Here is a 24,579-nt window from a genome sequence, read left to right as displayed (position 1 = left end):
CCCCCCCCCGCGACCGGTGCTGATGCCCGTGCTAGATCACGGGCGTGTAGTACACCTGGCCGTCGTAGGAGGAGGCGGCGAAGGCCTTGCGCTCGGCGTCCCAGGTGAGGGACGAGATGCCCGCGGTGGTCGGGCGGACGACGGTGGTCCACTCGCCGGCGGTGCGGTCGTAGAGCGCGATGCGGCCGTTGTAGGCACCCGAGGCGACCACGCGGCCGTCGCCGGAGGCGGCGACGCACTTGATGGAGTGGGTGTGCGGGGTGTCGAGCACCTCCGCGCGCTGCTGCGGGTCCCAGATACGCAGCTTCAGGTCGCGGCTGACGCTGGCGAACCAGCCCTCGCCCAGGCCCGCGCAGCCGTTGGCGATCCGGTCGTGCGCGTCCTCGATCGTGGCGACCTTGGTGAGGTCGGAGATGCGGTACCAGGTCGCGGAGGCGTCGGCGGCCACGGAGAAGATGAGGTCGCCGGAGACCGCGACGCCCTTGACGGCGTTGGTGTGCAGCGGCAGGTCCTCGACGTGCTCGGCCTCGCCGGCGCCGGTCAGGCGCAGCAGCAGGCCCTCGCCGGTGTAGGCGCCGACGACCGCGTAGGAGGCGCCGTCGCGCTCGAAGGCCGCGCCGCAGTTGAGCGGGGAGCGGTGCTGGTGGAGCTCACGGCCGGTCAGGGCGTCGAAGACCTTGCCGAGCTGGCCGCCGGAGAGCACCAGGCCGCCGAGCGGGGTGAGGAAGTTGCACAGGCTGCCGGTGCGGGCCACGACCTCGCCCTCGTGGTGCACGACGCCGGTGTCGCCGCGGTGCACGATGCCCGCGTCGCCGATGGTCAGCGTGCCGGAGGCGGTGGGCAGGACGGCGTTGACGCCCTGGGTGGGCGGCACCTCGGCGGCGTCCCAGGCCTTGCCCTCGTAGTCGTAGCCGCGGTAGCCGGCGCCGAAGGTCGCGAAGACCAGCCGGGAGCCGCCGGCGAAGGCGCAGGAGCGGGGCCAGACGTCGTCGGGCAGGGCGGTGGTGTCGCGCCGCTCGGGGACGCCCGAGGCGACGTCCCACAGCTGCATGGTGCGGTCGTAGCTGAGGCTGACCAGCAGGTTGCGGGCGTCGTCCAGGACCAGGCGCTTGATGCCCGCCTCGTGGGCCGGCAGCACGGAGCGCTCGGTGGGGCCGACGACGATGATCTGACCCTCGTCGTTGCCCGCGAAGATGGTGCCGCCGGAGGAGATGGCGATGGTGTCGGTCTCGATGCCGTCCATGTCGAGGTCGGCGATCAGCCCGCCGGTCTCCAGCGACCAGCGCTTGATGGTGCCGTCGTCGCTGGAGGAGATCAGCTCGTCGCTGTCGCGGGCCCACTCCACCGAGATGACGTCGGCGGTGTGGCCGGTGAAGCGGGCGACGAGGGCGCCCGTGAAGTCGTAGACCCGCACCCGGTGGTCCCGGGAGGCGGTGGCTATGAGCTCCTTGGACGGGTGGAAGACGGACATCTCCACGTCGTCCTCCTGGTCGGCGAGGACCGCGACCAGGCGCAGGTCCGGCACCGTCCACAGGCGGGCGGTGTAGTCGCTGGAGGAGGTCACCAGGTGGCGTCCGTCCGGCGAGAACGCGCACTGGTTGGCCAGGTGGTCGTGGAAGGAGCGGGCGATGGCCGTTCCGGTCCGCTGGTCCCAGCAGATGACCTGGTTGTCGTAGCCGGCGGTGGCGACGTAGGCATGCTGCCAGGCCGCGATGCCGCTGATGGGTCCCCGGTGCTGGATCACGCTGTTCCTTCCACGAGTTCGATCGAGTGGCCGCCGTACTCGGCCTTGGCGCGCAGGTAGTGGTCGTTGTTCTCGTTACGGAAGATTCCGGTACGGACCTGTTCGACGACCTCGACGCCGTACGAGGCGAGCTGCGCGGCCTTGTCGGGGTTGTTGGTGTGCAGCCTGATCCGCGACACCCCGAGCGCCTGCAGCATCTGGGCGGCCGAGCGGTAGTCCCGCAGGTCGTCCGAGAAGTTCAGCTCGCGGTTGGCGGCGAACGTGTCCAGGCCCTGGTCCTGCAGGCGGTAGGCGTCGAGCTTGTTGTACAGCCCGATGCCCCGGCCCTCCTGGCGCAGGTAGAGCAGGACGCCTCCGGAGGCGGCGAGCAGCTGCATGGACTCGGTCAGCTGAGGACCGCAGTCGCACCGCGCGGAGCCGAAGACGTCACCGGTCAGGCACTCGGAGTGCAGCCGGACCAGCGGGACGTCCGCGATCGGTCCGAACTGCACCGCCACGTGCTCGAGCCCGTCGCCGAGCCCGGTGAACGTCACCATCTGGCCGGGCGTCCAGGCCCCGTCGGCCCGTTGCACGGGGATCTCGACGCGGGCTCTGACGCCCACGGACCCCTCCGGCGGTTCCACCGGCGTCCCGTGCAGCGGGGTGTCCTCCCCATGGAGTGTTTTGGGCACTGCTTCCTCCCGTAGAGCGAGCACGCCCCGAACCCCAGGGCGCAGTCACAGCATGGGTGCGGAGAGCAGCGTGGACAGCACGGTCCGTACCGGTACGGGTACCGAGATCATTTGACGGCGGTACCGAACCATCCGATCTGTTCGTTTGGAAGCTAAAAGCTTTTGGCGCGTCAGTTCTTACCGTGCGATCCGGGCGGATCGGGATCTTCGGTCAGGATTTCTTGATCGGAAACAGCTCATCCGGTTCTGTCTCCGTTCCGTCAGCCGGCCCTCGGGCGGCCTCTGATGGCTTCTGACGACCGGGAACATCTCACGACGTCTCACAGACATTTCACGGGGCATCTCATCGGTGCCGGCGCGGTGGCGCCAGACCGCCGCCGGCCGGCCGAGCCGCCGCCTGTCGGTCGAGTTACTCCCCGGCGTCACTCCTTCGGGCTAATCTCCCGGCCGCCGGGAACCGCCGCGGGGCACCGCGGGGGTACTCCGTGCGCCGGTACTGCGACCTGCGCAACCACCACCCGCCGGGGCCCCCGCGCTGCTACCGTCGCGCGGCATGGAGCAGCTCTTCAGCGACGACGAACTCGCCCTCATCACGGCGGCCGCGCAGGAGTCGGGGATGGACCCGCGCGACTGGGTGCGCGCCGTGGTCCTGCAACTCCTCACCGACGACGAGTACATGGAGGAGGACCCGCCCGCCTCCGGCGGCCACCGCGCGGGGGACGGCCGCCCGCCGTACCGGGCCGACATGGAACATGCCGTGTGGCCGGTCACCACGCACCGTGGATCCGGCCGGAACATGCACGAGCTGCACCACGCGGGATGCTGGGTACCGAAGGGGGGCGAGGCCACCATGTCCACGGCGCAGGCCCGCGAGGAGCTCCTCGCGCGCAACGCCCTCCCCTGCGAGGCCTGTCAGCCGGAACGGTTCCTTACCCCGCTGGTCTAGCGGCAGCGGTCCACCCCGCTGGTCCAGCGGTCCGCCGGAAGCGCTGCCGAGCCGCACGGCGGCCTGTGCGCGGCCCCACCGGGGCACCGCGCACAGGCTGCCGGTGCGGCCTTCCCGCGGCTACGCGGCGGAGACCTCCGCCGGCTCGTCCTGCGGGGCGAGGACGGAGGTGACGTAGCCCGCCAGCCCCTTCGCCGTCGGGTAGTTCCACAGCACGGTCACCGGCAGTCGCACGCCGAGCAGCTTCTCCAGCTGGGCGCAGACCCGCATCGACATCACCGAGTCGAGCCCGAGGTCGGTCAGAGGCCGCTCCGGGTCCAGCTCGGCGGCCGGCATCTTCATCTCCCGCGCGAGCCGACCGGTGATCTCCTCGCCGACGCGGGCGGCGAGCACGTCCGCCGGCAGCTCCCGCCAGCGCGCCGGATCGTCCTCGGCGGACGCCGGTGCCCCGTCCGCGGCCAGCGGCTCCGGGCCGGAGGACGCCGTGTCACCGCCCGCCGCGCCGTTCTCGTGCAGGGCCCCGAAGCGGGTGCCCGGCAGCCACGCGCGCAGCTGCCCCTGCTCGTCGCTGATGACGATGTCGACGGTGTCCGTCGCCGGGTCCACGAGCCGGATGTCGACCCAGCCGGTCTCGGGGGCCTCGCCCACCACCCGGACCTCGCGGATGTGGGCGGGCATCCGGACGGTCGGCGGGCCGCCGTAGATGACCGGGACGATGCCGAGGGCCGCGTCCAGCAGCGGCGCCCACGTGACCTGGTCGCCGGGTACGGCGGGCGCGTGTACCCGGGCGCGTATGACGCCGTCGCCGGTCAGCAGCTCCTCGACCGTCCACGGCCAGGCGATGCCCTCCACGCCGATCGCGTCCAGGCGCCCGATCACGACCGACGGGTCCGCCGCCGTCAGATCCTGGGGCACGGCCACGGAGAGCATGCCGGCCGGGAACGGCGGAGCGTCGGCGGCCATGGTGGACGAGGTGGTGTGGGTCAGCCAGTTGCCGGGCCCGGACGTGCCGGACGGGCCCGCCGGCCGGGTGCTCAGCCGCAGCGTCAGCCCCTCCTGTACGACCTGCACCTCGCGCGGGATCGCCAGCGCGACCGGGAACTTCAGCGAGACGTCGAACAGCGCCTTGCTCCCGCCCTGCCCCGGCGCGGCCTCCAGGAACGTGTGGATGATCGACGAGGCCGGGACGATCGAGGTGCCGTGCAGCGCGTGCCCGCCGGGGAACGGCCGGACGGCGTCGTCCAGATAGGTGTTCCAGATGCGCAGCGGCGTCGAGGCCGCGACGTCGACCGGCGGGCCCAGCAGCGTGTGCCCGGTCACGTCGTGCCCGTGGGCGACGACGGCGCCCGCGGGCAGCACGGAGTCGGTCCAGTGGCGGCGGTGCTGCCAGGCGATCGGCGGCAGCTCCGCGATCCGGCCCGCCGGGTACTGCGCGCTCCAGTCGACCTCGGCGCCGTGGCTGTGCAGCGAGGCCAGGTTCAGCAGCAGCGTCCGCAGCTCGGGCCGGTTGCGGCGCAGGGTGTGGGCGACGTGGCCGCCGCTCACGTCCAGGTGGGCCAGGGTCTCGCCGATCGAGTGGGAGACGACCGGGTGCGGCGAGACCTCCAGGAAGCGGCGGTGGCCGTCCTCGACGGCGGCGGTGACGGCCTGGGCGAGGCGCACGGGGTTGCGCAGGTTGGCCACCCAGTAGCCGGCGTCGTGGCGCACCTGCGCCCGCGGGTCGTCGAGCGCCGTGCTGTAGAGGGGCACCTGCGGCGTGCGCGGCCGCAGTTCCGCAAGGGCCTCGCGCAGACCCTCCGTCAGCGGGTCCATGTGGGTGCTGTGGAAGGCGACGTCGGAGTTGACGTCGCGGACGGGCACGCCCTGCGCTCCCCAGTCCCGCACGAGCGCGGCGACGGCCTCCGCGTCGCCCGAGATCACGGCCGAAGCGGGGGAGGAGGCGATCGCGGCGCAGACCGCGGCGTTCCCTTCCAGGCGGGCGGCCACCTCGTCGAACGGCAGGGCCACCATGGCCATCGCGCCCTTGCCGGCCACCCGGCGCAGCAGCGAGGACCTGCGCCCGCTGAGCCGGGCGCCGTCCTCCAGGGACAGCGCCCCGGAGACGACGGCCGCGGCGAGCTCGCCCACGGAGTGGCCGATGACGGCGGCGGGCCGGTGCCCGTAGGAGCGCCACACCTCGGCGAGCGCCACCTGCACCGCGAAGATCATCGACTGGGCCCGGTCGACGGCCTCGAAGTCCCCGGAGACGATGGCCTGCCGGGGCGAGAAGCCCAGCTCGGTGCGGAACACCGGCTCCAGGCGCTCGATGACGTCCGCGAACACCGCGTTGCCCGCGAGCAGTTCACGGGCCATCCCGGACCAGTGCGAGCCGTGGCCGGAGAAGACCCACACCGTCCCGTCGCCCGCCCCCGGGCGGATCGTGCCCTCGGCGACGTTGTCCGGTTCCTGCTCGCCCGCCTCCCCGGCGGCGACGGCCCGCAGGGCTGCCACCAGCTCCGCCCGGCCGTCCGCCACCACGGTGACGCGGTGGTCGAGGTGGGAGCGGCGGGTGGCCAGGGTGTGGCCGACCGAGGACAGCGGGGTGTCGGGGTGCCGCTCCAGCCAGTCGGCGAGGCGGCACGCGTACTCGGCGACGCCCGCCCGGTTCCGGTAGGACAGCGGGAACAGCCGCGGCAGGCCCGGAAGCGGCTCCTCCGCGCTCTCCTCGGCCGGCTCGGGCGCCTCCTCCAGGACGACGTGCCCGATGGTGCCGCCGTAGCCGTACCCCGAGACGCCCGCACGCCGCGGGGTGTCGCCCTTGGGCCAGACCTGGTGCTCGGTCACCAGCCGCAGCCCCCACTCCTCCCACAGGATGTCAGGGCTGGGCTCGCTGGTGAGGACCGTCGCCGCCATCTCGGCGCGCTGCAGCATCAGCGTCGCCTTGATGATGCCCGCGACGCCCGAGGCCGGCTCGGCGTGCCCGATGTTGGACTTCACCGAGCCGATCCAGCACGGCCTGTCGGCGGGCCGGCCCGCGCCGAAGACCGCGTGCAGCCCCGAGGCCTCGACCGGGTCGCCGAGCCGGGTGCCCGTGCCGTGCGCCTCGATGTAGCCCGCGGTCGCCGGGTCCAGGCCCGCGGCCCGCTCCCAGGCCAGCCGGAGCAGATCGCGCTGCGCGTCGGGGTTCGGGGCCATGATGCCGCTGGTGCGGCCGTCCTGCGCGACGGCCGAACCCTTGATCACGGCCAGCACGCGGTCGCCGTCGCGCGTCGCGTCCGACAGCCGCTTGAGGACCAGCACCCCGCAGCCCTCGGCCCGGCCGTAGCCGTCGCCCTCCGCGTCGAAGGGCTTGCTGCGCCCGTCGGGGGAGAGCGCGCCGGCCGCTTCGAGGGTGAGGGTGTAGGCGGGGGAGAGGATGATGTTCACGCCGCCCGCGAGCGCGAGCGAGGTCTCGCCCGCCAGCAGGGACTGGCAGGCCAGGTGCACGGCCACCAGGGAGGCGGAGCAGGCGGAGTCCAGGACGAAGCTCGGCCCGTGCAGGTCCAGCACGTGTGAGACGCGGTTGGCGATGCCGGTCAGCTGGGCGCCGATGCCCGTCCAGGGCTCGATGCGCGGCAGGTCCTCCAGCAGCCGGCGCCCGTAGTCGTCCGAGCAGGTGCCGATGTAGACCCCGGCGTCGGAGCCGGCCACCGAGCGGGGTGCCATTCCGGCGTGCTCCAGCGCCTCCCAGGCGACCTCCAGCACCAGCCGCTGCTGGGGGTCCATCAGCTCGACCTCGCGCGGCGCGATACCGAAGAACTCCGCGTCGAAGCCGTCGACGGCACCGATGAAGTTGCCCGGCCGTTCGGCCCTGCGCAACGCCTCGGTGAACTCCGGGCTAATCTTTGTGTAGGCGCGCCACCGGTCCTCCGGAGTGGATTCCACCGATACCTTGCCGCCGGCCAGGAAGTCCCAGAAGGATTCGGGGGAGTCGATACCGCCGGGGAAGCGGCAGCCGATGCCGACGAGGGCTACTGATTCTTGAAAGTGCATGCGTCTCAATTCCGTTCGTGCGGGCGAGTGCAGAGGCATGAAGGAGCGGCGGAAGTCCCGGATCGGGGGGTGCTTTCGCAGGAAGCCGGGCACGGGCGTGCGTGCGGGCGTCCGTGGAGCTGCTGACGCTCCTCGGGAAATACTCGTTGACAAGTATCTGACGAGTTTCTGACGGCTCCCTGACGAGATCCGCTGTCCTTGTGCAACGTTCACACACCATGCGTGGCCGGTCCACACAACACAGTGAAAGTTGTCAACTTGGTAAGGGGCGCCCGCCCTTCATGCCCGCCGGGCGGGGCTGCGAGCTGGTCGGCAGAGCGGTGTTACCTGCGGTCACCAGGCGGGGTGCTCCGGCCAATCTCCGTCCGGCCCGTTTCCCCGGCCCGCACTCGGAGCGGAGCTGTTCGCGGTGGCGAACGGTGTCCGGGTGTGAGCCGCAACACCGCTATATCACCGCGGTTTCCGGCCATCCGAACCTGTCCGCAGGCGACCGATTTTGCAGTACGTTCGGCCGTGTTCCATCATTGTGACCGCGCGTCAGGCGGACCGCCGGCGCTTCACGAGTGCGTGGTGCACGCGCTCTCGTTGAACAGTCAACCGGCGGGCGGCGAGCACACTGGCCCCGCCCGGCCGGAACCCATCCCTCATTCTCTGAGCTAGGCAAAGGCAGCATGCCCGTCCATCAGCTATCGGACCTCATACGTTATGTCCGTCACAACTCCCCGTTCTATGCGGATCTCTACGCGGACCTCCCGCCGGATGTGGACTGCCTCACCGACCTGCCGGTGGTGGACCAGAGCGCTTTCTGGGCCGCCAATACCCTCCACGGCAATCGTGTCCTGACCGCCCCGCTCGACGAGGCCTCGGTCTTCAAGACCGGCGGCACGACCGGCGCACCCAAATTCTCCTGCTACACCCGCGAGGAGTGGGAGGAGTTCGTGACCGCCTTCGGTCACGGCCTCGTCGACGCCGGACTGCGCCCCGGCCACCGGGTCGCCGACCTTTTCTACGCGGGCGAGCTCTACGCCAGCTTCCTCTTCATCCTCGACTCGCTCTCCCACGCCCCCGTGGGCAGCGTGCGCCTGCCCATCGGCGGCGGCGCCCCGCTGGAGACGACCGTCCCCACGCTGCGCGACTTCGCCGCCCAGGTCGTTGCCGGCACCCCCACCACCCTGTGCCGCCTCGCCGAGCACCTGATCGCCGACGGCGAGCAGCTGCCTGCCGTCGAGCTGCTGTTCTTCGGCGGCGAGGCCCTCTTCGACGACCAGCGCCGCCTGCTGGCCCGCGCCTTCCCCAACGCCGAGCCCCGCACGCTCGGCTACGCCAGCGTCGACGCCGGCCTCCTCGGCCGCCCCGTGCCCGGCGCGGCGGACGCCCGCACGCACCGCGCCTTCACCCCGCACACCGTCGTCGAGATCCTCGACGACGCCACCGACGAGCCCATCCGCGAGGCGGGCCGCCCCGGACGCGTCGTCGTCACCCAGCTCTTCCGCCGCCTCATGCCCGTCCTGCGCTACCCCGCGGGCGACCGCGCCGAGTGGATCGACCCCGAGGCGGGCGTCTTCCGCATCCTCGGCCGCGCCGAGGAAGGCGTACGCGTCGGCCCCGTCTCCCTGTACTCCCAGGACGCCCAGGCCGCCGTCGCCGCGGCCGACACCGACGGCCGCGTGGTGGGCATGCAGCTCGTCGTCCGCCGCTGGGACGGCCGCGACGGCCTCGTGCTGCGCCTGGCCGTATCCCCTGACGACCCCGGCTCCGAGGACCCGGCAGGGCTGGACGTCCTCGCCAAGGCCGTCGTGACCGCGCTCGAAGAGGCCCGCCCCTTCTACCCCGACGCCGTCGCCACCGGCTTCGTCCACCCGCTCTCCGTCGAGTGGGTCCGCCACCGCGACCTCGTCGTCAACCAGCGCTCCGGCAAGCTCGTCCGCGTCATCGACGAAAGGCCCACGGCATGACCGCCGCCCCGACGGCCGCAACCGGCCGCCGGCTGCCGCTGGTCCTGCGCAACCGCGCCTTCGGCGCCGTGTGGCTCGGCCAGGTCCTCACCCAGGCGGCCGTCCGCATGTTCCAGGTCGGCGTCTCCTGGTGGCTCGTCGCCTACGCGGTCTCCGGCGGCAACGGCCTCGCCTCCGGCCTCTTCATGGCGGTCAGCACCGTGCCCGCCGTGGCCCTCGCCCCCGTCGTCGCCAAGGCCATCGGCCGCTTCGCCCACCGCTCGGTGCTGCGCACCGCGGCCGGCGGCGCCGCGGTGGCGGCCACGGCCCTCGCCGTCTGGGCCTACGCGAGCGACCTGCCGATCGCGGCCGCCTACGCCGCGACCCTCGCGCTCGCCACCTGCCAGGCCTTCTTCGACCCCTGCCTGACCACCTCCGTCCCCGAACTCGTCGACGACGAGGACATCGAGGCCGCGACCGGCTTCGAACTGTCCACCCAGTCCCTCGCGAGCCTCGGCGGCGCCCTGCTCGGCGCCCTCATCGTCGACCGCGCCGGGATCCCCGGCCTGGCCGCCGGGTGCGCCACGGCCTACGCGGCCGCCGCCGTGCTCATCGCGACCGTCCGCTTCCGCACGGCGGCCGCGGGCGACGGCGACGGAGAGGCGGGCGAGGAGGCCGGGCCGCGTACGCTGCGCCAGGTCCTCGCCGGCCTGCCGTTCGTCCGCGCCATCCTGATCTGCTTCACCGCGGCCAACCTCTTCACCACGGCCGTGTTCATCGTGATGCCGCTCTACACCAAGTCCGTGCTGCACGGCGACGGAGCGACGGTCGCCCTGCTCGAAGCGGCCCTCGGCACCGGCACCCTCATCGGCTCCTTCACCGGTGCGCGCATCCCCGGACGGCCCACCGTCGTCGGCTCCGCCTGCCTCGGTGCCATGGCCCTCGCCCTCGCCGTCCCCGGCATCGTCGGCGAACGGCCCGTCATCGCGGGCAGCCTCGCCGTGACCGGATGGTGCGTCGGCGTCATCGGCGTGCGCTTCGTGGCCCTCTTCCAGCGCCTGGTGCCCACCGCCGACAAGCCCGCCTTCTTCGCGGTCATGCAGGCCGTGCTCGGCGCCACCTTCCCGCTGGCCTCGCTGCTGTTCGGCCTGCTGGGCGACCACCTCTCGCCCCAGACCCTGTGCCTGATCCAGGCCGTGGGCCTGGTCCCGGCGGCCTGCGCCCTGGCCCTGCTGAAGGAGCTCGCCCCCGCGGAGCCTGCACCCGACTCCGCGGAGCAGGCCCCGGAGCCGGCGGAGCAGACCCCGCAGCCGGCCGGTGCCGCCGCGGGAGGCGCCCGGTGAACCCCGCCCCAGCCGTCGAGCAGGCCACCCCCGGCGACATCGCCGACCTGCGCCAGCTCTACTACGCCGTCTACGGGCCGCACTACCCCACGGCGCTCGGCACCGACCCCGCCGTGATGGCCCGCCTCATCGAGGACCCGCACACCCTCTGGCTCGTCACCCGCTGCCCGCGCACCGGCGCCCTCACCGGCTCCGCCGCGGTCCACGGCGAACCCGGCAGCCGCCTCGGGCGCCTCGAAGGGCTCGCCGTCCACCCCGACCAGCGCGGCTCGGGGCTCGCCGGCCTGCTCACCGACGCCCTGTGCAGGCGCACGCTGGACGCCGGCCGCCTCGACTCCGTCTACGCCACGGTCCGCACCGTCAGCGCCGGACCCCAGCGCGTCGTCGCCCGCAACGGCTTTTGCCCCATGGGCGTCCTGCCCAACGCCGTCGACGTCGACAGCCGCGAGAGCCTCGCGCTCTACGCGCGTTACTCGCCCGGCGTGCTGGAACGCCGCGCCCCTGTCGCCGAAGTGCCCGCCCCGCTCGTCCCCCTCCTGCGCACCGCGGAGCAGAGCCTGGGCGTCAGCTACGCGGACACCCGGGCCACCGCACCGGCGCCGGCCCCCGCCGCGACCCCGGCCGCGGACCTGGAGATGATCGAGGCGCCGGCGTTCGTCCGCCGCCGCTTCCGCGAGCGCTTCCCCGACGCCGGCCACTGGTTCTACCCCCTGCACACCCCCAACGTGCTGCTCGTCCCCGACGACGGAGGCTTCGAGGTCTACGCCTGCCTCAACCGGGCCGGAGGCTACTGCGCCCTCGTCGCCGGCCACCCCGGCCCGGCCGTCGCGGCCGCCCACCTCGAACCGATCACCCGCGCCCTGACCCGCGCCGGAGCCGGCTACGTCGAGGCGCTGCTCCCGCTGGACCGGCACGACCTGCTCTCCGCCGGCCTCGCCCAGGGCTTCATCCCCAGCGCCCTCTACCCGGCCATGCGCCGGGAGGGCGACGGCTTCCACGACTACGTCGTGATGTCCCGGACCACCGAGCAGATCGACTTCCGCGGCCTGGTCGCCGACGCGGCCCTGCAGCCCTTCCTCGATTCCTATGTGTCGGCCTGGGCGTCGACGTATCTGCCCTCACGTGAGGTTGCCTCGTGACACTCAAGACACCCCTCAACCCCCACCTCGCCCCGGTCACCGTCCCCGACCCGGAGGCGCTCGCACACGTCCAGCGCCTGTGCGACCTGACCGACCCCTACACCTCCGGCCCCGCCGAGGAAGAGCTCTTCGCCGCCGCCATGGCCGAGAGCCACGCCTGGCACCGCGAGCGCTCCCCGTTCTTCCGTGACCTCCACGCGGCCACGGTCTCCGACGATCCGGCCGCGCCCTACGGCGCGCCCCTGGTCCACGCCAACTTCTTCAAGCGCCACGAAGTGCTGTCCATCCCGCGCGAGGACGTCCACCTGCACCTGACCTCCTCCGGCACCACCGGGCAGAAGTCGCAGATGTTCTTCGACGAGTGGACCATCCGCTCCGCGCAGCGCATGGTCGCCCGCATCTTCGAGCGCAACGGCTGGATCACCCCCGACCAGCCCGTCAACTACCTGCTCTACAGCTACGAGCCCGCCCGCGACCTCAAGCTCGGCACGTCCTTCACGGACAACTACCTGTGCGACTTCGCCCCGGCCCGCCAGGTCGAGTACGCCCTGCGCAACACCGGCGGCGGCCACGAGTTCGACCCCTTCGGCTGCATCGCCGCGCTGCGCCGCTTCGCCGAGGACGACGCCCCGGTCCGCATCCTGGGCTTCCCCGCCTTCCTCTGGTTCACCCTGGAGCGCATGCGCGCCATGGGCCTGCCGCCCCTGCAGCTGCCCGAGGGCTCGCTGATCATCCTGGGCGGCGGCTGGAAGGGCCACACCGACCAGCAGATCGGCAAGCACGAGCTCTACGCCCGCGTCACCGAACAGCTCGGCGTCCCCTCCGAGCGGATCCGCGACACCTTCGGCTCCGTCGAGCACTGCATCCCCTACATCGAGTGCTCCCACCACAACCTGCACGCGCCGGTGTGGTCCCGGGTGTTCATCCGCTCCACCCGCACCCTCGAACCGCTGCCGTACGGGGAGAAGGGCTATCTGCACCTCGTCTCCCCGTACATCACCTCCGTGCCCGCCCAGAGCGTCGTCATGGGCGACCTCGCCTCCCTCCTCCCCGGCGAGGAGTGCGGCTGCGAGCTGGACACCCCGTGGTTCACCATCCACGGCCGTGCCGGAGTGAGCCGCAACAAGAGCTGCGCGGTGGCCGCCGCCGAGCTGATGAAGGGAATGTCATGACCGACGCAGGACTTTCGATGGATCCGATGAACCACCACTACTGGCAGGGCGCCTTCATCGGCGACGACGAGGCCGCACGCCGCCTTGCGACCCTGCCCGCGGCCGTCGAGCAGGCGCTCTCCGCCCCGCTCGACACCGAGACCGTCCTGGCCGCCTGCGACAGCCTGGCGAGCGCCCTGCGCGACCCGGCCCACCCCGTCCGCACCCGGCTCGCACCCCACGTGCCCGCCGGCGAGGACGCCGACGCGCTCCTGGGCGAACTCGCCGCCTTCCTCGGCCGCGACGCGCTCGGCCGCAAGCTCCGTCGCGAACTGGGCGGCACCGCGCCGCAGCGCCTGAACCGCCCCGACGCCAAGGAGACCGTCTACGAGGCCTGGGCCCCCGTCGGCCTCGTCGCCCACATCGCCCCCGGCAACGCCGCGACCGTCGCCCCGCTCAGCCTGATCGAGGGCCTCCTCGCCGGCAACGTCAACGTCCTCAAGACCAGCAGCGCCGACACCCTCCTCGCCCAGCACCTGCTCGCCGAGCTCGCCGCCCTGGACGCCACGGGCGCCATCGCCGAGCGCGTCATCGTGCTGCGCTTCTCCTCCGGCCGCCAGGACTGGCTGAGGCTCATGTGCGCCCCGGCCGACGCCGTCGCCGTGTGGGGCGGCGAGGCGGCCGTCGAGGGCGTCGCCGCCCACGTCCCGCCCGGCTGCCGGCTCGTGGAGTGGGGCCACAAGATCTCCTTCGCCTACCTCACGCGCGACGCCTGGGCCGACGAGGAGACCCTCGCCGCCCTCGCCGCCGACGTGTGCCTCTTCGAGCAGCAGGCGTGCTCCAGCCCCCAGGTCGTCTACCTCGACACCGAGGACGCCGACGAGGTCTTCGCCTTCGCGGAGCGCTTCGCCGCCGTCCTCGCAGGGATGCCGGCGGCCGCCGCGGAGGACCTCGACCCGGCGGAGGAGGCCGAGCTCACCACCACCGAGCTCATCGCCCGCCTGGAGGAACACCTCGGCCTGACGCGGGTCATCGCCGCCCCCGACGGCTCCTGGCGCGTCATGGCCGACACCCGCCCGGCGCTCACCGCCTCCCCGCTGCACCGCAGCGTGTGGGTCAAGCCCCTGCCGCGCAAGGGTCTGATCGCCGCCCTGCGCCCCATGCGCCGCTACCTGCAGACCGCCGGCATCGCCGGCAGCCGCACCGACATCGCGGAGCTGTCCGGCACCGTCCTGGCCGCGGGCGCCACTCGCGTCACCCCCGTCGGCGCCATGACCGCCGGCTACTCCGGCGAACCCCACGACGGCGTCTACGCCCTCCAGCGCTACAGCCGCCGCGTCGCCGTCCAGGCCGACGAGCGCTTCGCGACCACCGCCTGCCTCGACGACCTCGCCCGCGCCGCCGACTTCCCGGCGCCCGCCGGCCCGCTGCTGGACAAGGCGGCCGTCCAGGAGCGCAACCGCGACGTCGCCCGCGGCGACGCCGAGCTGTACTTCCGCAGCGGCGGCAGCACCGGCACCCCCGCCCTGTCGCTCTTCAGCTACGACGACTACGACACCCAGATGCACGCCGCCGCCCGCGGCCTGCTCGCCGCCGGCTACGACCCGGCGCGCGACCGTACCGCCAACCTCTTCTACTGCGGCGGCATGTACGGCAGCTTCATCAGCTTCTTCTCCATCCTGGAGCGGCTGGGCGGCGTCCAGATACCCATGGCCGCGGGCCCCGACCACCGGGCCACCGCCGAGGCGATCGTCGCGTACGAGGTCGACACCCTCTTCGGCATGCCCTCCTACCTCTGGCAGCTCCTCCACGAACAGGAGGACGCGCTGCGCTCGTACGGCGGCATCCGCAAGATCTTCTACGGTGGCGAGCACTTCACCGAGGAACAGCGCCGCACCCTCGCCGAGACCTTCGGCATCGAGGTCGTCCACTCCATCACCTACGGCAGCACCGACCTCGGGCCGCTGGGCTACCAGTGCACCGAGAGCACCGGCAGCGTCCACCACCTCCACGCCGACCTGCACACGCTGGAGATCCTCGACGTCGCCTCCGACGAGCCCGTCGAGCCGGGGGAGACCGGGCGGCTGGTCTTCACCACCCGCGCCCGCCGCGGCCAGCATCTGGACCGCTACGTCATCGGCGACCTCGGCCGCGCCCTGCCCGGCCGCTGCCCGTGCGGCAGCCACTCCCCGCGCTTCGAACTGCTCGGGCGGCTGGGCGACGTGATGCGCGTCGCGACGTACTTCCTCAACTACCGCCGCTTCGTGGCCATCGCCGAGGAGAGCCTGCGGTTCGTCGGCGAACTCCAGGTCGTCCTGGACAACGACGGCGCCCGCGAGGGGCTCACGATCCGCATGGAGCGCACGGAGGCGACCGACGCCGCCGCGGCCCGGGACGCCTTCCTGTCCGGCTACCCCGAACTGCGCACGGCCGTCGACGAGAAACTGCTCGACCTCACCGTCGAAACGGTCGACGGCGCGTCCCTGGACCGCACCCCGACCAGCGGCAAGCTGCGCACGGTGGTGGACAACAGGTAACGGTGCGCCCCGCGCCCCGTCAGGGGCGCGGGTAGGCGAACGCGCGGGCCGGGTTCGTGACGAACACCCCATGGGCGAAGGTCTCGCCCAGTTCCGCCACCAGCGCCGGCCGGAGCCCGCGCAGCAGGTACGGCATGCCGGGGCCGTCCGCCGACGAGCGGGCGGCCGCCGTCGTGGTGTCCCCGCCCAGGAGGATCCGGTCGGCGTGGCCCGCCTCGGCAAGGGCCGTCAGCGCGTCGAACAGCCGCCAGTCCGTGGCGTGATGGGCGCGCGACGGGCCGTCGTAGGCGAGGAAGGCCCCCGCCCCGGCCGCCCGGAGGTGTACCCGCAGGTCGGGAGAGCGGTTGAGGTGGCCGAGGACGACGCGGCCCGGCGGGACGCCCAGCTCCCCGCACAGCAGGTCCAGCACGTCCAGGGCGCCCGTGCCGAGTTCGAGGTGGACGGCGACGGCGGCGCCCGTCGCGTGGTGCGCCTGCGCGGCGGCGGTCATGACGTGCCGCGCGTGGCCGTCGAGGCCGTGGAAGCCTCCGGCGACCTTGATCAGCCCGGCGCGGACCGGCCCTTGCGTCAGGTCCCGGACGAACCGCTCCGCCAGCCGGTCCCGGTCGCGGTCCAGGCGCTCCCGCTCGTAGTGCACCGCCTGGTGCAGCCCCGTCGCGGCGACCACGTGCATCCCCGTGGCGGATGCCAGCGCCGCCAGATCGGCCCGCCGGCGCCCCATTCCGCGCGGCGTCCACTGCACGACGGCCTGCCCGCCCGCCTCCCGGAAGGCGCGCAGCTCGGCGCCCGCCGCCTCCACGTCGTCGAGCTCCTGGCCCGGCAGCCGGGGACTGCGCAGGAAGAGGTGGTCGTGCGCGTCGCAGACGCCCAGCTCCTCTGCGGGAACATCCCCGAGAACGGTCCGTATGACGGGCCCCATGGCATCTCCTCCGCTCCATGCGTAACGGCTCACCCGTTACGCGATCACCGTGATCACTGTAACGGGTGAGCCGTTACGATGCTCGTATGACCGACGAGGACGACCGCCGGGCCTTCCGCTTCGACTGCGGAGCCACCTGGCTCAACCTGCTGGCCACCAGCGGCCGCCACTTCAGCGCGCACCCGGTCGAGCGCATGGACACCCCCGGACGGCTGGCGGAGTGGCTCGACCGCAGCGAGCTGACGCCGTCCCGGCCGCCCGCCGCCGCGGACCTCCGGCAGACCCACGCGCTGCGGGAGACCCTGCGCCTCCTCGCCCTGGCCGTCGCCGAAGAACAGCCGCCACCGGCCGGGGCCGTCAAGGAGCTCACCCGCTTCCTCGGTGAGGAGCGCGACCCCGTACGGCTCGTCGCGGCGGACCGGCTGCTGCGAGAGCCGCCCGCCACGACCGGAGCGGCCCTCGCGCGCATCGCCCGCCAGGCCGCCGACCACCTCACCGGCCCCGAGCGCCACACCCTGGCCGTCTGCCCCGAGCACGACTGCCGAGGCGTCTTCGCCAACCCCACCGGCCGCCGCCGCTGGTGCCCTTCACCGGCCTGCGCCAGCCGCGGCCGCGTCCGCGCCCTCCGCGAACGCCGCCGTACGGGGGAGTGAGACCGGCCCCCGGCTTCGGCGGCGTCACCGGCTTCCGTCAGCCGACCGGCTGGTCGTCAGGCACCCGCACCGGGGTGCGGAGCAGCGTCGTCAGGCGTGCCGCCGACGTGCCCAGGCCGGTGAGGGCGCCCACCGGGGGCGCGGAGGGCACCGGGGCTGTGCGCTTGTGGCGCAGCAGGTCCTCCTCGCGGTAGCGGCGGCACTCCCGGTGCCAGTGGAGGATCCCGGACATCCAGTCCTGCAGCTCCTGGGCGTACTGCCCGAGTGCCGCGCGGGCCTCGTCGTCGAGTCCGAAGTCCTCGCAGAGGAGCGGCAGCTGGTGGTCGACCACATGCTGGAACTCCCGCATCCGCGAGGCCTGCAGGTCGGCGACGATGCCCAGCGCCTCCCTGCGCCCGCAGTCGAAGAAGTTCTCGACGACCAGGACGGCGTTGTGGATCTCGCCCTCGAACTGGATCTCCTTCTGGTACGAGAACATGTCGTTCATCAGGATGGCGTAGTCCATGGCCGCGTTCTCCATGGCCTGGACCGGCTGGGTGCGGTAGATCTCCGGCGGCAGTGCCGCGCCGAGGCCGTTGCGGCACAGCGTCAGGGTCATGTCGGACCCGAAGGTCTGGCGCCGCATCTCGATGTAGTCCACGGGTTCGGGGATGCGGTGCTGCTTCTGGTTCCACAGTTCCCACAGCCAGGCGTCGAGCATCGCCTTGACGGCGGCGTGGAGGCCGGCGCGCTCCTCCCCGGTCATGGCCGCGGTCGTACGGGCCCACAGGTCGGCCAGTCCGATCTCCATGACGTGCTCCGGGGGCGGGGTGACGGGGGAGTCCACCGGCATGAACAGCAGCAGCCGGTCGGTGAGCGCCTGCGCCGCGGCCATGCCCGCCGCCCCCGTGTGCCCGCCGAAGGCCACCGGGTAGTAGTCGTCGCCGTACGTGCCCCAGGTCAGCCAGTCCGTCGCCAGGTCGAGTTCCTCGGCGGTCCCTCCCGGATGGAGGCCCGCGGCGCACAGCGCGAAGTCGTAGTCCGCGAGCTTCTCCTCGGTCCACAGCCCGGAGCCGGGCAGCGCCGGGTCCGGGGCCAGCAGCCCCATGCGGTGCCCCCACGCGATGTTGTTGCGGCGGGAGGCGTCGAGGTGGGAGTTGAGCCGCAGCGGATACGGCATCGGGAACTCCGGCAGGGGCAGGGGGCCCACGGCCTGGAACGGCACGTGGGTGTGCTTGCGCAGCCGCGCCGGTGCCGTCGCCGCGATCGAGGCGAACATCCGGGCCGCGGACGTGCCCAGCCCGAGCGGCCCGGCGAGCAGTGCCTCCGGGGCGTTGACCGCTCCGCCGGGGGCGTCGTTCATATAGCGGCTGGAGCGCATGTGCCACTCGTGGCCGCCGGACTGCCAGTCCTGGAGGCCCTTGACGTAGGCGAAGGTGTCGTGGCGGGCCTGAGGGTCCAGGCCGTGCTCCTCGAAGAGGGGCGCCAGCTCGGTCAGGGCGGTGTGCTCGAACTGCTGGAGCCGGGAGGTGAGCCAGTCGTTGACGGTGTCGGCCGCCTGCTGGGTGTCGCAGCCCAGGAACCGCTCCAGGACGAGGACGGCGTTGGCCAGCTCGCCCTCGGCCTCGGTCTCCCGCTGGTACGAGAAGAGGTCGTTGCGCAGGTGCACGCTGTCGGCGAAGGTGTCCTTCAGCACCCGCATCGGCCGGCTCGCGGCGATGGCCCCGGGGACCTCGGCGGCCACCGCGAACTCGACGAGATTGGCCGACCAGGGGGCGCCGCCCACCTTGCGGCGCATCTCGATGTACTCGATGGGGTTGGCGACCCGGCCCTCGTTGATGTTGGACAGTTCCCAGACGGACTCGTTGAGCAGGTGCCGGGTGCTCTCGGCGAAGCGCCGGCGCCAGCCTTGCGACATCGACGGGACCGTGCGGGCCCACAGGTCGGCGAGGCCCGCCTCCACCGGATTGGTCGGCTCGGGGGTCTCGCCGCCGTCCAGGGGCATGAAGGCCGGCAGCCGGTCGAGATAGGCCTTCGCGCCCGCCATGTCACCGCTGCGCTTGAAGATGTCGAGGAAGTGGTCGTCGAAGAAGAACACCCAGACGTACCAGTCGGTGACGAGATCCAGCACCGGGCCGGACGCCTCCGGGTGGGTGTACGAGCACAGCAGGGCGTAGTCGTGCGCGTCCAGGTCCGCCTCGTCCCAGATGCCGGAGCCCTCCAGCATGTTCATCTCACGGGCCCAGGCCCGGGAGTGCTCCCGGGCACCCTCCAGATGGGGATTCAGGCGCGCGGGGTACGGCATATAGAAGGAGGGGAGTACGAAAGGGTGCGACATGGCCACTCACGCTAGTTCGGGTGCCCCCACCAGGTAGATCGGAAGGTCATATTTCCCCTCAATGAGGTGAAAGCCGGAGGCGCGTCGCTTAAGGATCTTGAGGCCGGTGCCGCCGGTTCCGCGGGCCCCGGCGCGAGGGCGCGCGCCGTCCCGCACGGTGACCGCCGCACTACCTTGCGTACCGAGATCTGTTCGGCCCGCGTAATGTCGGGCCCATGGGCGATGAAGCGCTGCAGAAGGACGTACTGGACGAGCTGGGTGAGGACCGGATCCAGGAGCTCGCAGGCGAGCTCGGCACCGACGCCGACGGGGCGACGCGGATGGTGCGGGAGACCGTCGCCGCCCTCCCCGAGGAGCTCACGCGCGAGGCGACCGCGACCCCGGCCGGAGCCGCCGGCCTGGGCGGGCTCGGTGGCCTCGGCGGGCTCGGCGGTGGCCTGGGCGGCGGGCTGATGTCCGGCGTCCTCGGGAAGATCACCGGCCCCGTGGCCGAGGCCGTCGCCAAACGCACCGGCCTGCCGGTCGCCCAGGTCAGCCGGGCGCTCGAGCTGCTCCTGCCGGTCGTCATGACCACCATCGCCAAGCGCCGGGGAAGGAAGAGGTAGCCCGTACGGCCGGGCGGAGGGGCTCCGCGGCACCCGTCGCGGACACCTCCTGGAAGGGCCCCCGGCCGTGGCCGGCCTCGGGTCCGGAGGGCGGGGCCGGCGGCTCGCATAACATCGTGGCGTATCCCGGCCCCGGACAGGGGCCGCCGCCAGCCGACGATGGAACCTCCGAGTGCCCCGATCCACCTGCCCCGACGCCGGGAGCGCCGTGCCGCGTGCCGCCTCCCGCCGGCGCCTCCTGCGGGCGCTCGGCGCGCTGGCCGTGCTCGCGGCGGCGGCGACCGGGTGCGCGAGCGCGGGCGAGCCCGTCGGCGCCGGCCGGACGGCCCCCGCATCGGCACCCTCCAAGCTGTGGCCCCAGGCGACGCCGGCACCGTCTCCCAGCGGCCCGCAGCACGACGGCGAGACGGCCGCCAAGGTCCCCGGCGTCGCGCCCGTCCCCTCCGGGGACATCCACAAGGTGGACGCCTACGCCGCGGTCCGGGCCGAGGTCAAGGCCAACCGCGACAGCGTCACGGGGGCGGACGCCCTCGACGACAGCACCGCCGCGAAGGTCACCTCGTCGTGCTCCGCCGGGCAGCAGCGGAACTGTCCCATCCGCAAGCCCGTCTACAGCGACCTCACCGGAGACGGCCACGAGGACCTGATCGTCGGCATCGAGATGGAGGACCACTTCCTCTCGCTGCGCGCCTACACCCTCGTCAAGGGCGAGCTCACCCGCGTCCTGTCGACCGTCGCCCAGCCCTCGTCCATCGAGGTCGCCGGCCGCGACCTGATCGTCTGGGAGCCGTGGACGACGCCGCACTACGCCCTGCGCTCGGTCTACACCTGGAACGCCCAGAGCCACTACATGGACTTCCGGCGCTACGAGATCCGCCGCGCCGAGTCCCCCGCCTCCCCGGCCGCGCCGCGCGAGCGGGAGCGGCGCCGGTGACCGCCCGGCCGCGGGGCCTGCGGGCCCGCCTCCGCAGACTCTCCCGCCTCGGCTCGCTCTACGGGAAGTTCACCCTCTTCCTCGCCGTCGTGTGCTGCGTCGTCGCGACCGTGCTCGGCGTCCTCGTGCACGTCATCGTCACCCGGCAGACCGTGCACCAGGCGCGCTCCGAGGCCCTGTCGCGGCTCGACTCCGCCACCCGCTCCTACGCGGCCGGCGACCCCATGCACGGCCCCGCGGCCCTGAACCCGCCCGACCTTCCGCGACGGCTCCAGGAGATGGCGCTGCGCGGCGAGCGCGGCACCGCCCTCGGCGATTACGACGGCACCCCGACCATGTGGGCCGCCGGGCCCGCCGACGCGGGGGTCATCGCCGCCCGGTTCGACTACCGGCACAGCGCGGACACCATCGAAGGCCTCGACCGCGCCATCGCCGGCTCCGCCACGCTGGCCATCGGCGGCACCCTGCTCATCGGCGTCTTCGCCGTCTCGCGGGTCACCCGCCGGCTGCACCGCACCGCCGACGTGGCCCGCCGCATCAGCGCCGGCGACCTCGACGCGCGCGTCGCCGACCCGCGCACCACCCGCCCCGCCGGGGAGCAGGACGAGGTCGCCGCCGTCGCCGCGGCCCTCGACGCCATGGCGGGCACCCTGCAGGCCCGGCTGCAGAGCGAGCAGCGCTTCACCGCCGACGTGGCCCACGAACTGCGCACCCCCCTCGCCGGCCTGCAGGCGGCCGCGGACCTGCTGCCGCCGGGCCGGCCGACCGAGCTCGTGCGCGACCGGGTGCAGACGCTGCGCCGCCTCACCGAGGACCTGCTGGAGATCTCCCGGCTCGACTCCCTGACGGAGAAGGCCGACCTCGACGCACACCTGCTGGGGCGGCTGGCCGAGCGGGCCGTGCGCGCCTCGGGGATGGAGGCCGAGGTACGCGTGCTGCAGGACGCGTGTGTGGAGACCGACCGGCGCCGTCTGGAGCGGGTGCTGAGCAACCTGCTCGTCAACGCCCACCGGCACGGCTGCCCGCCCGTCGTCGTCACCGTCGACGGGCCGGTGATCTCCATCCGCGACCACGGCGAGGGCTACCCGGACTACCTCCTCGAACACGGCCCCCAGCGCTTCCGCACCGAGCCCACGAGCACCGGCACCAAGGGCCACGGCCTGGGCCTGACCATCGCCATCGGCCAGGCCCGGACCATCCACGCGGAGCTGACGTTCGCCAACGCCGCCGACGGCGGGGCGCTCACCACCCTGCGCCTGCCCGCGTACGAGGAGAGGCCGGAGGAGCCGGAGTAGGACCGGCGGCGGCTTGCAGGAGACCGCCGCCGTGCGGTGGGCCGCGGCTCAGGCCGCCGCTCGCGGCCCGGTGGAGAGCGCGGCCCGAGCGCCGAACCACCGGGTCAGCGCGCCGCCCAGAGCGCCGGTCGCCTCAGGCAGGGACGCCGTGTCCGCGGCCCATGCCGTGAAGCCGTCCGGGCGGACGAGCAGCCCCGCCAGCTCCGGGCGCTCCGGCGCGGCGGCGGTGACGACGGACACCCGGTCGCCGTACCCCTCGGCGGCGGCCCGGACTCCGGGCGCGTCCGCGAGGTCGAGGAGCAGGGCGCGGCCGCCGTGGAGGTGGTCGGCGAGCCTGCTGCCGTCGGCGAGTTCGAGGTCCGGGGCGCTGCCGCCGACGAGCGGGTGGTCGCCGGGCCCGGCCATGACGTCGTAGCGCTGCCACACGCCGGAGATCTTCTTGGCGAAGAAGGTGGTGCCGGCGACGGTGTCCGAGAACTCCGCCACCACCTCGCGCAGCGCCATCGCGTGGGACTCGGGCCGCATCAGGGCGACCTGGGCCCGGGTCCACTCCAGCACCCACGCGCCGATGGGGTGCCGCTCGGCGGTGTACGTGTCGAGCAGGCCCTCGGGCGCCCAGCCGCGCACGGTGGCGGCGAGCTTCCAGCCGAGGTTCATCGCGTCGCCGATGCCGAGGTTGAGGCCCTGGCCGCCGAACGGCGAGTGCACGTGCGCGGCGTCCCCGGCCAGCAGCACCCGCCCGGAGCGGTAGTCCGCGGCCTGGCGGGCGTTGTCGGTGAAGCGGGTGGCGGTCTGCACGGCGGTGACGGTGACGTCGGCGCCGGAGACGTTGCGCAGGGCGGCCTGCAGCTCCTCGGCGGTGATGGGGGCGTCGCGGTCGGCGGGCGGCCCGTCGAACTCGACGGTGAGGATGCGCCCGGGGAACGGCCCGTGCGCGTAGGTGCCCGTGGGCGTCCGGTTCCAGCCCTTGCCGAGGGCCTCGGCGCCCTCCATCGTCACCATCGCCTGATGCCCCGTGATGGACGGGTCGGTGCCGGGGAAGGCGAAGCCGCCGAGCTTGCGGACCGTGCTGCGGCCGCCGTCGCAGCCCACCAGCCAGCCCGCGCGGATCGCGGAGCCGCCCGTGTGCACGGTGACGCCCTCGTCGTCCGCGTCGAAGCCCGTCAGCTCCACGCCGCGGCGCACTTCCACGCCCAGCTCCGCGGCCCGCGCGCCGAGCAGGCGCTCCAGGGGTTCCTGGGGGATGAAACCTATGTCCCCGGCCGGCCCGGCCCCGGCGAGGTCGGGGTCGGCGGTGTCCAGCAGGGCGCCGTTGAGCGGGATGCCGGCGAAGTGCCCGGCGAACTTGGGCGGCATCTTCACCGGGCCGCCCCGGCCGCCCTGCTGCTGCGCCATGAAGCCGCTGATGCGGTCGAGGTTCTCCTGCTGGATCGCGGCCAGGGCGGGCAGCAGGCCGCGCCGGTAGAAGGCCTCCGCGGAGGGTGTGTTGATGGCCCCCGCCTTGATGGTCGTGTCGACCTCGGTCAGCCGCTCGACGACGAGGACGTCCACCCCCGCCAGCCGCAGCTCGCACGCCAGCGTCAGCCCGACCGGTCCTGCTCCTGCCACAACAACGTCGTAGTCCATGGCAGTGACTATAGCGACTAAAAGTTTGTGCCGGGTATAGTTTTCCCCATGGACTCTCACCCGGCTCCCGGTCCCGCCCCCGACGACGGACTCTCCCTGCGCGAACGGAAGAAGCGGCGGACAAGGCAGCGGATCTCCGACGTGGCCACACTGCTCTTCGCCGCCCGCGGCTTCGACAAGGTGACCGTCGCGGAGGTCGCCGAGGCCGCCGGCGTCTCGACGATGACGGTCTTCAATCACTTCGCGCGCAAGGAGGACCTCTACCTCGACCGGATCCCGGAAGCGCTCGCTCTTTTCACCCGGGCCGTCCGCGAACGGCGCCCTGGCGAGACCGCCGCCGCGCCCGTCCGCCGCCTCTTCCTCGAACTCGCCGAAGCGGGCCACCCCCTCGGCGGCCTCGGCGACACCTTCCCGGCGTTCTGGCGCGTCATCCTGGACTCGCCCGCCCTGCGCGCCCGCGTCCGCGAGGCCGTCGAGGAGCTGGAGGACGCCCTCGCGCGGGCCGTCGCCGAGACGACCGGGGCCCGCCCCGGCGACCCGGTGCCGCGACTGACCGCGGCCCTCACCGTCACCGCCTACCGCACCGTCGTCGCCACCACCATGGCCCGGCTGCTCGCGGGCGAACGCGCCGCCGACGCCGCCCCCGGCCACCGCGCGCTCATCGGCACCACGTTCGACGCCCTGGAGGCGGCGCTGCGGGCGCTCGACGGTCCGGCCCGCGGGCCCGGGACCCCCTGACGCTGTAGCCTCGGCC

Annotated in this window: 17 protein-coding genes; 11 read left to right on the top strand and 6 right to left on the bottom strand. The window is 73.3% G+C overall.

Annotated features, from left to right (window positions below; translation table 11 throughout):
• Positions 1-31: 31 nt before the first annotated feature.
• Together IE241_RS17815 and IE241_RS17810 are read right to left on the bottom strand one after the other, a co-directional pair.
• Positions 32-1,744, bottom strand: coding sequence for a WD40 repeat domain-containing protein (locus tag IE241_RS17815; RefSeq protein ID WP_190022751.1), 1,713 nt, complete (start codon positions 1,742-1,744; stop codon positions 32-34).
• Positions 1,741-2,415, bottom strand: coding sequence for a GTP cyclohydrolase II (locus IE241_RS17810; protein ID WP_190022750.1), 675 nt, complete (start codon positions 2,413-2,415; stop codon positions 1,741-1,743). The genes IE241_RS17815 and IE241_RS17810 overlap by 4 nt, the downstream gene beginning before the upstream one ends.
• Before the next feature lie 553 nt (positions 2,416-2,968).
• On the opposite strand from IE241_RS17810, the gene IE241_RS17805 reads away from it, so the two are divergent.
• Positions 2,969-3,361: a DUF6233 domain-containing protein gene (locus tag IE241_RS17805; protein ID WP_190022749.1), complete on the top strand. Its 393-nt coding sequence runs from the start codon at positions 2,969-2,971 to the stop codon at positions 3,359-3,361.
• 120 nt (positions 3,362-3,481) lie between these two features.
• Here IE241_RS17805 and IE241_RS17800 read toward each other — a convergent pair whose 3' ends face one another.
• Positions 3,482-7,372 carry a type I polyketide synthase gene (locus IE241_RS17800; protein WP_190022748.1) on the bottom strand — a complete coding sequence of 1,297 codons (3,891 nt, stop codon included), beginning with the start codon at positions 7,370-7,372 and terminating at the stop codon, positions 3,482-3,484.
• Positions 7,373-8,043: 671 nt separating this feature from the next.
• On the opposite strand from IE241_RS17800, the gene IE241_RS17795 reads away from it, so the two are divergent.
• From IE241_RS17795 to IE241_RS17775, 5 genes are read left to right on the top strand one after another with little or no spacing between them, the layout of a single operon-like run.
• The gene (locus IE241_RS17795; protein ID WP_190022747.1) at positions 8,044-9,327 is read left to right on the top strand and encodes a phenylacetate--CoA ligase family protein; all 1,284 of its coding nucleotides are present in this window, start codon (positions 8,044-8,046) and stop codon (positions 9,325-9,327) included.
• On the top strand, positions 9,324-10,649 hold the full coding sequence (locus IE241_RS17790) for an MFS transporter (RefSeq protein ID WP_190022746.1): 1,326 nt from the start codon (positions 9,324-9,326) through the stop codon (positions 10,647-10,649). Before IE241_RS17795 ends, IE241_RS17790 begins: the two co-directional genes overlap by 4 nt.
• Positions 10,646-11,788, top strand: coding sequence for a GNAT family N-acetyltransferase (locus tag IE241_RS17785; RefSeq protein ID WP_190022745.1), 1,143 nt, complete (start codon positions 10,646-10,648; stop codon positions 11,786-11,788). Before IE241_RS17790 ends, IE241_RS17785 begins: the two co-directional genes overlap by 4 nt.
• Complete coding sequence (locus IE241_RS17780) at positions 11,785-12,960, top strand: LuxE/PaaK family acyltransferase (protein ID WP_190022744.1); 1,176 nt, start codon at positions 11,785-11,787, stop codon at positions 12,958-12,960. The genes IE241_RS17785 and IE241_RS17780 overlap by 4 nt, the downstream gene beginning before the upstream one ends.
• Positions 12,957-15,476, top strand: a complete 2,520-nt coding sequence (locus IE241_RS17775) for an acyl-CoA reductase (protein ID WP_229899429.1) — start codon at positions 12,957-12,959, stop codon at positions 15,474-15,476. The genes IE241_RS17780 and IE241_RS17775 overlap by 4 nt, the downstream gene beginning before the upstream one ends.
• Before the next feature lie 19 nt (positions 15,477-15,495).
• Here IE241_RS17775 and IE241_RS17770 read toward each other — a convergent pair whose 3' ends face one another.
• Positions 15,496-16,395, bottom strand: coding sequence for a phosphotriesterase family protein (locus tag IE241_RS17770; RefSeq protein WP_190022743.1), 900 nt, complete (start codon positions 16,393-16,395; stop codon positions 15,496-15,498).
• A gap of 86 nt (positions 16,396-16,481) precedes the next feature.
• Here IE241_RS17770 and IE241_RS17765 point away from each other — a divergent pair, with 86 nt between their 5' ends.
• Positions 16,482-17,048 (top strand): CGNR zinc finger domain-containing protein, encoded by a 567-nt coding sequence (locus IE241_RS17765; RefSeq protein WP_190022742.1) that lies wholly within the window; start codon positions 16,482-16,484, stop codon positions 17,046-17,048.
• A gap of 37 nt (positions 17,049-17,085) precedes the next feature.
• On the opposite strand, the gene IE241_RS17760 is transcribed toward IE241_RS17765, so the two are convergent.
• On the bottom strand, positions 17,086-19,365 hold the full coding sequence (locus IE241_RS17760; protein WP_190022741.1) for a terpene synthase family protein: 2,280 nt from the start codon (positions 19,363-19,365) through the stop codon (positions 17,086-17,088).
• Between the two features lie 215 nt (positions 19,366-19,580).
• Between IE241_RS17760 and IE241_RS17755 the strand changes: the two genes are divergently transcribed.
• The 3 genes from IE241_RS17755 (at position 19,581) to IE241_RS17745 (ending at position 22,199) form a co-directional block, all read left to right on the top strand.
• The gene (locus IE241_RS17755; protein ID WP_190022740.1) at positions 19,581-19,970 is read left to right on the top strand and encodes a DUF937 domain-containing protein; all 390 of its coding nucleotides are present in this window, start codon (positions 19,581-19,583) and stop codon (positions 19,968-19,970) included.
• A 172-nt stretch (positions 19,971-20,142) separates the two neighbouring features.
• Positions 20,143-20,904: a hypothetical protein gene (locus tag IE241_RS17750; RefSeq protein WP_190022739.1), complete on the top strand. Its 762-nt coding sequence runs from the start codon at positions 20,143-20,145 to the stop codon at positions 20,902-20,904.
• The gene (locus IE241_RS17745) at positions 20,901-22,199 is read left to right on the top strand and encodes a sensor histidine kinase (RefSeq protein WP_229899427.1); all 1,299 of its coding nucleotides are present in this window, start codon (positions 20,901-20,903) and stop codon (positions 22,197-22,199) included. The genes IE241_RS17750 and IE241_RS17745 overlap by 4 nt, the downstream gene beginning before the upstream one ends.
• A 48-nt stretch (positions 22,200-22,247) precedes the next feature.
• Here IE241_RS17745 and IE241_RS17740 read toward each other — a convergent pair whose 3' ends face one another.
• Positions 22,248-23,825: an FAD-dependent oxidoreductase gene (locus IE241_RS17740; protein ID WP_190022738.1), complete on the bottom strand. Its 1,578-nt coding sequence runs from the start codon at positions 23,823-23,825 to the stop codon at positions 22,248-22,250.
• A 48-nt stretch (positions 23,826-23,873) separates the two neighbouring features.
• On the opposite strand from IE241_RS17740, the gene IE241_RS17735 reads away from it, so the two are divergent.
• Positions 23,874-24,563 carry a TetR/AcrR family transcriptional regulator gene (locus tag IE241_RS17735; RefSeq protein ID WP_190022737.1) on the top strand — a complete coding sequence of 230 codons (690 nt, stop codon included), beginning with the start codon at positions 23,874-23,876 and terminating at the stop codon, positions 24,561-24,563.
• The last annotated feature ends 16 nt before the right edge of the window (positions 24,564-24,579 follow it).

Source organism: Streptomyces hiroshimensis (assembly GCF_014650335.1).
Taxonomy (GTDB): domain Bacteria; phylum Actinomycetota; class Actinomycetes; order Streptomycetales; family Streptomycetaceae; genus Streptomyces; species Streptomyces hiroshimensis.
Note: the sequence above shows the minus strand (reverse complement) of the source record. Positions and strands in the feature narration are given on the sequence as shown.

Coding starts and splice junctions, on each gene's coding strand:
- IE241_RS17735 (WP_190022737.1), top strand. CDS start 23,874: ATGGACTCTCACCCGGCTCCCGGTCCCGCCCCCGACGACGGACTCTCC.
- IE241_RS17760 (WP_190022741.1), bottom strand. CDS start 19,365: ATGTCGCACCCTTTCGTACTCCCCTCCTTCTATATGCCGTACCCCGCG.
- IE241_RS17800 (WP_190022748.1), bottom strand. CDS start 7,372: ATGCACTTTCAAGAATCAGTAGCCCTCGTCGGCATCGGCTGCCGCTTC.
- IE241_RS17805 (WP_190022749.1), top strand. CDS start 2,969: ATGGAGCAGCTCTTCAGCGACGACGAACTCGCCCTCATCACGGCGGCC.
- IE241_RS17765 (WP_190022742.1), top strand. CDS start 16,482: ATGACCGACGAGGACGACCGCCGGGCCTTCCGCTTCGACTGCGGAGCC.
- IE241_RS17755 (WP_190022740.1), top strand. CDS start 19,581: ATGGGCGATGAAGCGCTGCAGAAGGACGTACTGGACGAGCTGGGTGAG.
- IE241_RS17795 (WP_190022747.1), top strand. CDS start 8,044: ATGCCCGTCCATCAGCTATCGGACCTCATACGTTATGTCCGTCACAAC.
- IE241_RS17740 (WP_190022738.1), bottom strand. CDS start 23,825: ATGGACTACGACGTTGTTGTGGCAGGAGCAGGACCGGTCGGGCTGACG.
- IE241_RS17790 (WP_190022746.1), top strand. CDS start 9,324: ATGACCGCCGCCCCGACGGCCGCAACCGGCCGCCGGCTGCCGCTGGTC.
- IE241_RS17775 (WP_229899429.1), top strand. CDS start 12,957: ATGACCGACGCAGGACTTTCGATGGATCCGATGAACCACCACTACTGG.
- IE241_RS17770 (WP_190022743.1), bottom strand. CDS start 16,395: ATGGGGCCCGTCATACGGACCGTTCTCGGGGATGTTCCCGCAGAGGAG.